The sequence below is a fragment of the Pantoea pleuroti genome (assembly GCF_014156615.1).
Taxonomy (GTDB): domain Bacteria; phylum Pseudomonadota; class Gammaproteobacteria; order Enterobacterales; family Enterobacteriaceae; genus Pantoea; species Pantoea agglomerans.
In genome coordinates this window covers 79,233-91,594 of the sequence record NZ_SBFD01000012.1, presented here as the reverse complement: position 1 = coordinate 91,594, position 12,362 = coordinate 79,233, and the positions used below count along the sequence as shown (strand labels likewise).

Below are 12,362 nucleotides of genomic sequence, written 5' to 3'. Positions count from 1 at the left end.
GCCAGCAATTAAAAAGGCGGAAACAGCCTGTGCCGTTTCCGCCCTGTTCATATTACTGATGTTCAAGGGTACGCTGACCGCCGATCGCAATCGGGATACGGCGCGGTTTCTCGCTCTCCGGTATTTCCTGGATCAGATCAATGCTAAGCAGACCTTCCGCCAGGCTGGCTCCGGTGACCTTCATGTGCTCTGGAATGGAAAAGCTCAGCTGGAAATCGTGTCGGGAAATACCGCGGTGGATCCAGCTGGTGTTCTCTTCCCGGCCCTCGCCAGACGCTTCCTGGGACGATTTCTCTCTGTGACCGGCCACTGAAAGCCGTCCGCCTCGTAACTCGATCTCCAGTTCATGCTCTTTCCAGCCAGGTACGCTGACGGTCAACGCATAGCGATTATCCTCTACCCGCTGCAGATCGTAAGCGGGAACCGACGTTACCGGGCTGTCGCCAGTAAGCTGACTGAACAATTTATCGATGCGGTTAAAGCGGTCTGAAAAGACAGAATCAGCCAGCGAAGGGAACACTGAAAATTGTTGTACTGACATGGTGATAATCTCCTGAACAGGTTCATCCAAAAGTTCATCTGATCGGGTTCATATTTCCGATCATCTCCATAAATAGGGATCAGTTGTCAGCTTTCAAGTCGGTAAATATAATTTTTTTACCGTTATCAGACAGCCGGTTACCACAGCAATAAATTTCAGGATATTAACGCAACCGTTACTTTTTGCTCTGAGGTGCAAGAGCAAAATGGGGATGACAGCCAGCCAGTAATAACAGCAACTCATATTCTCCCTGACTTAATAATGTCGGGTTACCTGCGGCTTCTTTGGTTTGCCAGACGCGCAGGCTAAGGTCAAAACGCTCAGCAGCGCTCTGCTGTGAGAGCCCGGCGGCAAGACGAAGTTCACGTACATTACTCTGGACGACCACAGGCGGCCTGGGGGGACGATTCACCAAACAAAGACTCCTTAAACATGATTAAACCGCAAAGGCACAGCGCTTTGCCATCAATAAAAGCGAAGCGACCTGAGAGCGGCCAGAACGAAAAGACCAGAGAATAATTGACTATTTTAAATAAATGTCAAATTTCAGAGTTAAAAATCATGCATGATTTTTTTATAAGCGAAGCGGTATATTTTGTCCTGACAGAGACTTTTCTATTTCCATAGAGTGCTTTATTCCTCCAGCCAGGAATTATCCTGTTATTTGCCTTAAGGGCCATTCAGGGATTAATCCGCTACCTCAATCTCCCTTTCTTCATCAGGATAGATGTATCGCCTGAGGGTCATGTTCAGGCAGCATCATTGAAAAAGAGGAGGATAATAAATGAAAAATCCTATCCAGCGTCGCTCGCCCGACGATCTGTCGCAGGTGGAAATTCGTGAACAGTGGCAAATCACCTACTGGACCCAGGAACTGAGGACGACACAGGAAAGGCTGACACGCGCGATCCGCGAGCGAGGGCCGCGGACCGAACAGGTACGTGACTGGCTGGAGCAAAACCCGCCGCCACGTCGTCCGACACAATTCACACACGGCATGAAAGGTTAAACTGATTACTGTCTGAAGCGACGCGTTACTGGCGGTCTTGCGGTAGATTGACCTATAGCAGTCAGGAGTACACTGACAGGTCATATCTGCCGGTCTTCATCTTTTCGGGCTTTTACCTTGAGTTTTAATAGGTTACCTCCCTTATCAACCAGCGGATAGCGATCCGTCTCTGGCTGCAGACCTGTTTCACTGTAAAACTGACTTAGAAATAACATTAACCACCCTGAATGCTTATTCATCTCCTGACGGAAAATAAACATTAACAACCGTAAAAACCCTCTCCTGGCTATATAAAATGAACAAATGTAAATAATCAGGCGCATCTTCGATTAAATTTTCGAATCGTAACAACCCCTTTAATGCGTTAAAGAAAATATTAAGAGACACCCGCTGCATAGTCCCTTATCATCCGGGTGAAAATAAAAATCACGCCATATTTCCTGCCGCCCGAATCACATTTCGCTCCGGACAGTTTTCTTTTTTCGCTCCGTAATCAGCCGGTGCGGGGGTTCTACACACATGTTAAACAATTTAAACGGCGACAATGAGCGCCGCAGCCGCGCCTTACAGGCGTTGCGCGACCCTGATGAAAGCCGCGATGAAGTTCTCCGGAAATTTGTCCGGTTAGTCAGTCAGGCCCTGGGTATCCCGGGCAGCTTTATATCGGTGCTGGATGACGAGTTCCAGACCGTTCGGGCATCACACAATTTTGATCTGCAACGCTCAAAGCGTGCGGATTCACTTTGTCGCCACGTGGTTGATAGCGACAGTGCGGTAATCGTCCCTGATACTTATTACGATGCGCGTTTTGTCACGCATCCCCTGATCACTGGCGCACCCTTTATCCGCTTTTATGTCGGTGTGCCACTGAAAACACGAGATGGCATTATTCTGGGCACACTATGTGTGACCGACACCGAGCCACATGCGTTTCCCAGTGACCAGGTGACGACATTAACGCTGCTCTCTACGCTGGTAATGTCCTTTCTTGAAGCCTGGCACTCGGCGGGTTTTACCGATCCGGTGACCGGACTGCCTAACCGTCAGCGCCTGATACGTGATTTGCAATATCTTGCCGTTGCCGGCGATACCACGCCACGCCGTCTGGTCCTGATTGATTGCATTGATATGTCGCGTGCTTATGAACTGGCCCGCACCATGGGAATGAGCCCGGTTGAGAGCCTGCTGAAAGATATGGCCACTCTGCTGCCGCTGCGTCTGCGCCCGGCGGTTGGGGAGATGATCTATACGGTGGCCACCGGCCGCTTTGCTATCCTGACCCGTGCGGATAGCCGACTCAGTGCAGCCTGGGTAGCCGGTCGTCTGGAAGGCATCAGTGCGGATATGGATGAAGGTCTGTCGGTCGCGCTGACTCCCCATACCGGTGAGGCTGACTTTGTCGCTGGCAGCATGCCAGCGTCTGAAATATTAGGCCGTGCGGTCAGTGCGCTGCATGAAGCGGTCGGCCGTGGGCTGCCCTCTCAGCGCTTTGACGCTGAGGCCGAAACGCAGCGTTCAGAAGATTTCCTGCTGATGACCGATCTTAAAACGGCGTTACGCGAGAACACCGGGCTATATATGGTCTATCAGCCGAAAATTTGCCTGCAAACTGGTAAACCCGTGGGTCTGGAAGCGCTTATCCGTTGGCAACATCCCAGCCGGGGCGAACTTTCTCCTGCTGCCTTTATCCCGTTGGCTGAGCAGACCGATCTGCTCTCTGTACTGACTGCCTGGATTATTGATCGGGCGGTTGAGCGCCTCAGCCGGCTGAGGAATAACTGCATCCAGCTGCCGCTAACGATAAACGTCAGCGTACGTGACTTTGCGCGCGAGGGGTTCGCTTCAGCGCTGGAAAGTAAGATGGTCAAATCTAAGCTCCCGACCTCTCTGCTGGGAATCGAATGTCTGGAAACCGAACGTATCCTTGAAAGCCCGACCGCCCTGCGCGGGCTGGAGATGCTCAGGGCACGAGGATTCACTATTTCACTCGATGATTTCGGTTCCGGCTACAGCAATATCAGTTATCTGCGTCGCATGCCGCTTGATGTGATTAAGCTGGATCGTTCCCTGATCAGTGAGCTTTCCTCTGACACGGCTTCACGCATCATTGCACGCAGCATCATCGCCATGCTTAAAGAGCTGGACTATACCGTGGTGGCAGAAGGGGTTGAGTGTCCGGATACAGTAACATCCCTGACCGAATATGGCTGCGATCAGGCTCAGGGCTATTTCTATTCGAAACCGTTGAACGAAGAAGCATTGGATCACTGGCTGCACTGGAAGCTGCGTGGCGAGTGTCATTAAAAATGGAGCAGGCGCAATCTGATATCAGATTGCGTTTTCAGCGAGCAGATCAAGCTCTGATATCCCCCTATGATTATTATTCAAAATATTTGATAAATATCAGCAAAAGTTAGCTGTATCAGTCTGGCGAGATCGCGCCTATCATTCATTACATCGAGGCAAAACGCCTCTCCCTGACTGAAATACGCTAAGGAATTGACCATGAAATCCATCAAAACTTTCGTTGCTGTTGCTGTATTCTCTCTGATTTCATTCGGTAGTTTTGCCCAGACTATTACCGCTACCGCTTCTACCCTGGATGCTGCTGAAGCGAAGGTCGCGGCACAGGCCAAAGATGCAGGTGCATCCTATAAAATTACCGGCGCACGCGTTGATAATCGTGCTTATGTCTCCGCTGAACTGATCAAATAACATTTACCCCTTCAATACGATGAGGCTGCCATTACGGCGGCCTTTTTTTATTATGCAGAAAGCATAAGTTCGTCTGCTCAGGTTCAGCATCTCTGATCCCATTACGATTGTTGAAACCGTGCTCCGTAATTTGCCGCTTCGCTTACTGCCACCTGCCGTGGTGCAGTCTGTGCGACAGTGAATAAGTAGAGATGAAACATTTTTTGAACAATGCTAGCGTGTGCGCAACAATCTTATAAAACGGAGCTGCACATGCTGACTACCATAATATACCGCAGCCATATTTCAGATGACTTTCCCATCAGAACTCTGCCCGCGATGGTCGACAACGCCAGCAAAATAAATTCGGCTCACGACGTGACCGGCATCTTATTATTTAACGGCACCCATTTTTTTCAATTACTTGAGGGTCCGGAAGCAGGCATTCAGGCAGTCTATCAGAGAATTTGTGCAGATCGACGGCACCACAATGTGGTGGAGCTGATGCGCGACTATGCGCCTTACCGCCGATTTGGTAATGCGGGCATGGCTCTCTTTGACCTGCATGAACACGATCGCTCGTCGCTCCTGCAGGCAGTGCTGGATAAAGGGACGTCCAAATATCGCCTCACCTATGATGATCGGGCACTGCAATTCCTGCGCACGTTTGTAGAGTCTCGCGAGAAAGAGAACTACTACGAGGTCCTCCCGCCGGGTTACTGGGAGTTTATTTCTGAGCACAATGATGTGCCGGATTCCCGTCCGGAGACAGAAGGCGTCAGCTTTCGCCCGGTGGTGGATCCCCTCGCTCGTCAGGTTACAGCGATTGAAGCGACCACCCTGCGGCCTGCTCCCGCCGATGAAACCTCAGGCGATCAGCTTTATGTTAACGATCTGGAAACCGTGAAAAAGACGTTTGCCCACGCTGGCCTGGTCTGCCCGGACGGTATGACACTGTACGTCAGCCTGCTGCCTATGACGCTGGTGGTGATACCCGATGCCGTCGATCATATTGTGACCGCTATTCAGCAGGCGGGACTGGTTCCTGAGCAGGTTGTAGTTGGCGTAAGTGAAACCGCAGTGATCTCGCAGCTGGAAGCGTTCTCTGATGCCGTACGCGCGCTAAAAGCAGTCGGAATCAGTCTGTCGATCGACAATTTTGGTGACGGCTCCGCGGGATTGTCCTTGCTGACTCACATTCAGCCCGACCGCATTCGTATTGATGCCGGTATCACCCGCGACGTTCATCGCAGTGGGCCAAAGCAGGCGGTGGTTCAGGCGATTATTAAATGCTGTTCAGCACTCGAAATTACCGTCATCGCGGCAGGGATCGTACAGGCAGAAGAGTGGATGTGGCTGGAGGCTGCAGGCGTGATCAACTTCCAGGGCACGCTGTTCGCAGCCGCGGGGCGCTATGAAGCACAATCCGTTGCCTGGCCGGAATACCGTGAGGCGATGTAACACTCTCTGTCCCGATGGTGATAAAGCGGTACGTCATTGCGAGGCCGCTTTCTTCACCGATGCCCTGCGCGGCAGTATCAGAGCCGCAGCGGTCCCATTAAACATCTCCCCTCCCCCGCGCCCCCATCGGACCCGTTCTTGCGACAGCAATAACAGCAGCACCTTACTGCAGGTTCCGGTCATACCTTAACCTCTGCACTCATTCTGGCTTAGCTCTATTGGGTAACCACTGTAGCGAGTAAAGTTACCTGTTTAACTCTTCCACTGAGCAAATCAGTGGCTGCGGATCCATTTTTAGGATCAAACTTCATCACCTATCCACTGTAGCGAGTAAAGTAACGATATTCAGGATTCGGAAACCACTGTAGCGAGTAAGCAGAGCAAGTAAATCGTCATCCGTCCTTCTGAATTGCAGCGCGAAGGCGCATTACCCTTTGTTTCAGGTACGCCAGGTACGGTTTCATTCAGTCATAACCACTATAGCGAGTAAAAAACCGATCTCTCTCTCAACAATGGATTTTGACCCTTGATTGCAAAATCTGCCCTGCATACGGCTGGCAGAAACACTTTGAGAAGAAAATTGAGCTCTGTGGCTGCAAAAACCTGAAGCACGCCACACTGTTTAACGGCTGTGGCGAGTAACCATCTATAGGTGTGGGCATTTGGCAATTTAACAGAAAGTCTTTTACTGACAATATATAGGTTGATAGTGAGTGCTTACTATATTTAAGATAATCACTATATCGGGCATAGGCCAGTGACAATAACAACCACTATAGCGAGTAAGCTCCCCATTTCTGCTCCCAATTAACAACCACTGTAGCGAGAATATCTCATTCCTCAGCGTCAATATCTGATCATTAACTGACCGCTTTAGCGATAAAACAACCTGATAACCACTGTAGCGTGTAGTTTACTCACCCTTATTGCACGAAGGGGAGCAGAAAAAGCGCAGTAACGGAGGAGATAACCACTATAGCGAGTAGAGTAATAACACCAATTTCACTGCACAGCCTGCGTGAATACTTCATGTCTGGCATGCATTATGTGCCGTGATCAGGTGGGTAACCACTATAGCGAGTAAAGATGGGATCATTCTGGCTGTTACGCTCTTTGAGACCGCTCTTCCGGGAGAGAATAACCACTATAGAGAGTAAACACAGCACCGGGCTCAATTCAGTCCCTGCCGATGGGGAGTGAGTAATAGCGCGATTAACCCTGTTCAGACAGGCGTTACGTATGTTGCTGACGGGCTGGCAACCACTATAGTGAGTAACGTTACTCGCTACAGTGGTTATTGCCTTTCAGCCCGGCGTTCCCGATAAGAGGTTGAAAGCGGAGTATATGTTTGCAGAAAGCGTGTCATTGCTTCTTCTGCTTCCTGATTTTGTTCAGCAGCTCTTTTTCCTCACGCGAGACCATCACCAGCTCACTGCTATCCTCTTCAATCACCGGTTCAGGCAGGGTGACGTCAATTACGTCGGAATCGATATCAAGATCGTCAAACTCATCCATCTCATCATCGATCAGGCCTGACTTACTGAGCGGCAGTTCGGCCGGACGCAGCTTAGGATGACGGTAATGAACCCAGAAGTAGACTGATGAACCACGTCGGGTTTCGGTATAGTCGAGATAACCGATCTCTTTCAACTGCTCCATGGCCTTTCTGACGGTGGCATTCTGCGTTATCACGCGCGAGGTCAGATTAAGTCTGGCGCGCAGGCGCGCCATAGATATCGGCGCAGGCTTTGGCGGAAGGCTTTCAATGAAGGTGTAGAGCGCCTGAGCAGACTCTTTGCGTGCCAGCTCATTTATGGCTTTAAGCTGCAGCAGAACCTTTCTGTCGAACTGATACAGCTCAAAGATCTTGGGATCGGCCTGCAGCGTTACCGTGTCCTTCTTGATGCTGTATTTCGCAGACTGCACCAGATGCGTCGTGTAGTTCTCTCCGCCCTTACTGGTAAAAGTCAGGGTGTTAGAGGCAATACGGGTCAGCGAAGCGTCCAGGCGGCTTCTGAGCTTCGAGGAGAGCCGCACTGAGGGTATGCCGCATAGTTTGGCAAATTCAACGAATGAGAGCGTTACCGTGTCTCCCAGACACTCATGCGTAGCGAAAGCACGAATGATCCCGACCCAGGTTTTGAAATCATTATCCATATCCAGGCGGGCACCCAGAATCTTGATGTTGTCATAGCCTTCTGACCTGACCAGGGATAACTGTTTAAGATCCTGGGTCACATCCATGGCGTTCATCTGGTTTTTCTGACTGCGTGCTGTGGATTTTAACGTCGGAACAAATAAACCGAGTCGCATCAATGCTACCGGCTGGACGGTGTTGTTACTGTTGGGGGTAAGAGTAACAACTTCACCTGTACGTTTATCTGTTTCACTAAACGCATCAGCTATGTTCAGGATATCTGGTTCTTTTCTTGGCATTAGGAAGATCCGTGATGTGAACAGGCGAGAGCCGCTGTTACTCGATACAGTGGATACTATCACTCACTACAGCGGTTAATCTACTTACCATAGTGGTTATTTCTCTCGATACAGTGGTTGTTTTACTCGTTATAGTGGTTATCTACCCGGCTTTAACGCAGTCATACCGTGGCCTGAGGCTATGCCGGGATCTTTAGGGAATTTAATAAGGATCTTAAATGGATCTGTTATTGGATCTATTCAGTGGATAACCTGAGAAAACTGACTGAAAAAGAGTCGAACCACCGCCCTCCCCCTTTCCTTGATCTCCCTCTTTCATCGCAAGCACTCTGGAAAAAGCCGTCATCTACACAGGAGCAGGGTTATGCACACCGATTCAGGCTATTTACTCGCTATAGTGGTTGTTGAGTACTCGCCAGCGCGGTTGCTTTTCTCGCTATAGTGGTTGTTATACTCATTATAGTGGTTATTCTTCTCGCTACAGTGGTTACTGTCCCCCTTCCAGGCCTTGTGTCACAAGGCTTCAGACGCTGCAGGGATCTGTTAAGGATCTCAATTTGATCTATTGAGGATCGACCAATTGGATCTGGCCTGTGGATAACGGGGATAAACACATCAAACAAAGAATTAGCTGAGAGTCACGGTCAGAAGTGATTCTTACCTTCAGTTCTGAACGTGTGGTTTACCAGAAGCCCGGTTGAGAAGATTTTTTACGGACAAAGCGATCTAACGCAGAGAACAGGTAAGACTGGAATGTTGCATACACCTATAACCATTAAATCTATAAGGTTACCAGGTTTGAATCAGGTCTCTGAAGCCGGCCAGTGAAAATACAGAGAACTCACCATGACATTAAACACCTATCTATTTGATAAATAATGAGTTATTAATTATTTTCATGATGAAAACACCAGGGGATGCTTACTTAGAGCAATATCTTTGTTTTGTCAGTGCTCAGAATCTGTCAGACATACTAAAAGAGAAATTAAAATGACGTTCCCGGAAGAAATTAATAAGTCGCCGGTGAAAGAACAACAGGAAGAACAAATACGTTCGGAAACTAACTAAAGTTTATAAACAGGCTTAGTGCGAAGGAAGCAATTTCAGGCATGTAAGAATGAGATGAAGATGAAGAGATAATATCCGGATCTGAATCCAGCACAGCAGAGCGTTAATTATGACTGTCCGGTATGTTACATTATGGTGAATTATCCTAATTAAGATTGCTGTAAGCCTTGCCGCTTTAATCCTGTCCCCTGCTCCTGCTCTTAAATCGGCAGTCTTACTCTTTCATTATTTTGGTTCGTGACATCATAAAATGTTAAGCGAATTAAACCCTCATCTTTTCAGGACTAAGCCCCGCACTAAAAAGTCTTATGCGGAAAAAATGCCTGACATTATGTGTACAAGCAGCGAGACAGATTATGACCGCTACATAATGACAGGGCATCAAAGGGCGTAGATTTGAAAGCAGTGATCATAAGTTAGCACTGATAGAAGTAACGATTACTAGCGCACTTTACCGTTATGCCTACTCCTTCAGGTTCAAAAACACTGTAATAGCTTCTGAGTAAAACTCTCCGCCAGTAGTAAGTACTGAGTGAAAGTACATTAGTTCTGGAAATTTTTCACCAGGCCATTTCACCCGTAATTACATGATTTATAGTAACTTTTATTGAATTTTCATGCTGAAAACACCATTGAAAATACATGAAAACGGTTTACGAGTAATCAGCAGACCGGCAGATGATTTATCAGAATTGGAATACGTCGATCTGAATCCTTAGTCGTTAAGATATTCGTTTCCTGTCGCCATTTTAAGTTCTCTGTCTCCACAAACCTGTAAGACACAAAAAAGCAGAGCGATTCACTTTCCAGGATTTACAATAACACTCTGCTTGCATCTCACCATCACGAACAAAAAATCCAAGTTTTTGGCATTTTTCTAAAAAATTGGCAGATATGTGCTTTTTGTGTAGTATGCAAAAAACATTAACGCAGAGGGGCTTATGAAGCGTGATTATGGTGGAGTGCTGGAAATGGCCACACGTGCCAATTCCATGTTACACGGACTGAGTAACCACATTGAGCAGCAGCGTCAGGAATTTAACCAGACCGGTTTTTACCAGACCTTCTCACGTAATGCTGTCGCCAACATGCCATTGCTGAGTAAACATGCTGTTGTCGCCGCAATTGGTGATATGGAAGCAGCAGGTTATCAGTTTGGTAAAAAGCAGACCGGCAGCACCTCACAATACGCCCTGACTATCCAGAATGTAGTCGACATCTATCAGCATCGTAAAGTACCGAAATATCGCGACCGGCACGATGGCCCCTTTGTCGTATTCGTTGTCAGCCTTAAAGGCGGTGTCTCGAAAACAGTCAGCACCGTCACGCTGGCCCACGGTATGCGTGCACATCCTTCTATGCTGCACAATGACCTGCGTATTCTGGTTATAGACCTGGATCCACAGGCATCAAGTACGATGTTCCTGAGTCATACCAACAGTGTCGGTTCAGTTCTGGAGACGGCAGCGCAGGCGATGCTGAACGATCTTGATGCAGACCAGCTTCGTAAACAATTTATTAAACCTACCGTCATGCCAGGCGTTGATGTGATCCCTGCCTCTATCGACGATGGTTTTGTTGCAAGCGACTGGGAAGAGCTGGTTGCTGAGCATCTGCCTGGCGTTGCGCCTTCGGAAGTATTGCGCCGCAACGTGATTGATCGTCTGGCAGGTGACTACGATTTCATCTTCCTTGATACCGGACCTCACCTTGATTCATTCATGCTGAATGCAATTGCAGCCAGTGATGTTCTGCTGACGCCGACGCCCCCGGCACAGGTCGATTTCCACTCCACCATGAAGTATCTGACGCGTCTGCCGGAAATGCTGGAGCGTATTGAGTCTGAAGGCATTGAACCCCGGCTTAAAGCCAATATCGGCTTTATGTCCAAAATGACTTCTAAACACGATCACCTGACTTCGCAAAGCTATGCCCGGGAAGTGTTTACCAAATCGATGCTGGACTGCAGCCTGCCGCGACTGGATGGATTTGAGCGCTGCGGTGAATCCTTTGATACGGTGATCAGTGCCAATCCCTCCTCTTATCCGGGAAGTGCGGACGCTCTGCGCAAAGCTAAATATGAAGCCGAGCAGTTCTCAAGGGCTGTGTTTGACCGCATTGAATATATCAGGAGTACCCTGTGAGCAAACCTATACAGCGCATCGGGCGAAAGTTTGGTGATTCTGCTATCGCAAACATGATCGACAGCAGCAGCCAGTCGCGCACATTTACGCTGAAGTCGGGCGCGAAGGCCACCTTTGTGCGCCAGCTAATCCTGCATGATGATATTGAAACCAGAACCAGCGTTGACCCAAAAATCAACGGACGTGACCAGAGCACGCTGACGCCGGAATCGCTTCAGGAGATCACCCGCACCATTACGCTGCAGCAATTTTTTCCGGCTATTGGTCGTGTCAACGGTGACCGGATTGAAATCATGGATGGTTCGCGCCGCCGCGCCGCATGTATTCTTTCCGGTGCCAGTCTGGAAGTACTGGTCACCGCTGATGAACTGAGCCTCAGTGATGCGCGTCAGCTGGCAGCTGATATTCAGACAGCAAAAGAGCATAACCTGCGTGAATTAGGCCTGCGCTTTATGCTGATGAACGAAAATGGCATGAGCAAAACAGAGATTGCTAAAGCAGAAGGCATCTCAAACGCCAAGGTCTCACGTGCGTTCCAGGCCGCAGCCGTACCCGCTGAATTTATCGAACTCTTTCCGGTCGTATCTGAGCTGACACTTCAGGATTACCAGTTGCTGCTCGATGTCTGGGAAGAGGCGAAAGCGGAAGCGGTTGATGCTTCCGCGCTGGTAAGCGATATTAAGCAAACGCTAAAAGCTAATGATTCCCTGCTAAGCGCCAATGCGGATGAGAAGAAGAGCGCGATTCTTAACGGCTTTAAAAGCGCCCGTCGTCAGTTAAAAAAACCTGCACCCGTCAGCAAGACGGTGACGGAAAAGCTGGCTACCTTTACCACGGCTAACACCTACGCGCGTCGTAAAACTAATGATGAGAAGCGCACCGTGCAGTATGAATTCAGCCGTCTGCCAAAAGAGATTGCTGAACAGATCGACGCGTCGATCAGACAGATACTCTCCACGTTAAAATAATCCTCTTTTCGTTTTGGATACCAGAACCGGCCCCTGTGCCG

Annotated in this window: 9 protein-coding genes; 6 read left to right on the top strand and 3 right to left on the bottom strand. The window is 49.0% G+C overall.

What is annotated here, in order from left to right; all coding sequences use genetic code 11:
• Positions 1-52: 52 nt before the first annotated feature.
• Complete coding sequence (locus tag EPG66_RS20605) at positions 53-541, bottom strand: Hsp20 family protein (protein ID WP_039387365.1); 489 nt, start codon at positions 539-541, stop codon at positions 53-55.
• 175 nt (positions 542-716) lie between these two features.
• A complete protein-coding gene (locus EPG66_RS20600) occupies positions 717-956 on the bottom strand; it encodes a hypothetical protein (protein WP_022624236.1) in 240 nt (79 codons plus the stop codon).
• Positions 957-1,325: 369 nt separating this feature from the next.
• Here EPG66_RS20600 and EPG66_RS20595 point away from each other — a divergent pair, with 369 nt between their 5' ends.
• The 4 genes from EPG66_RS20595 to EPG66_RS20580 all read left to right on the top strand — a co-directional run bounded on the left by EPG66_RS20595 (position 1,326) and on the right by EPG66_RS20580 (position 5,705).
• Entirely contained in the window at positions 1,326-1,550 is a 225-nt protein-coding gene (locus EPG66_RS20595) for a DUF3606 domain-containing protein (RefSeq protein ID WP_010256955.1), read from the top strand.
• Positions 1,551-2,069: 519 nt separating this feature from the next.
• A complete protein-coding gene (locus EPG66_RS20590) occupies positions 2,070-3,854 on the top strand; it encodes a sensor domain-containing diguanylate cyclase (protein WP_182687965.1) in 1,785 nt (594 codons plus the stop codon).
• A 201-nt stretch (positions 3,855-4,055) separates the two neighbouring features.
• On the top strand, positions 4,056-4,265 hold the full coding sequence (locus EPG66_RS20585; protein ID WP_069027144.1) for a YdgH/BhsA/McbA-like domain containing protein: 210 nt from the start codon (positions 4,056-4,058) through the stop codon (positions 4,263-4,265).
• Between the two features lie 252 nt (positions 4,266-4,517).
• A complete protein-coding gene (locus EPG66_RS20580) occupies positions 4,518-5,705 on the top strand; it encodes a diguanylate phosphodiesterase (protein ID WP_182687963.1) in 1,188 nt (395 codons plus the stop codon).
• Between the two features lie 1,362 nt (positions 5,706-7,067).
• Here EPG66_RS20580 and EPG66_RS20575 read toward each other — a convergent pair.
• Positions 7,068-8,141, bottom strand: coding sequence for a RepB family plasmid replication initiator protein (locus EPG66_RS20575; RefSeq protein ID WP_031593098.1), 1,074 nt, complete (start codon positions 8,139-8,141; stop codon positions 7,068-7,070).
• A gap of 2,009 nt (positions 8,142-10,150) precedes the next feature.
• On the opposite strand from EPG66_RS20575, the gene EPG66_RS20570 reads away from it, so the two are divergent.
• Positions 10,151-11,353: an AAA family ATPase gene (locus tag EPG66_RS20570; RefSeq protein WP_010256940.1), complete on the top strand. Its 1,203-nt coding sequence runs from the start codon at positions 10,151-10,153 to the stop codon at positions 11,351-11,353.
• Complete coding sequence (locus EPG66_RS20565; RefSeq protein ID WP_069027146.1) at positions 11,350-12,321, top strand: ParB family protein; 972 nt, start codon at positions 11,350-11,352, stop codon at positions 12,319-12,321. The genes EPG66_RS20570 and EPG66_RS20565 overlap by 4 nt, the downstream gene beginning before the upstream one ends.
• The last annotated feature ends 41 nt before the right edge of the window (positions 12,322-12,362 follow it).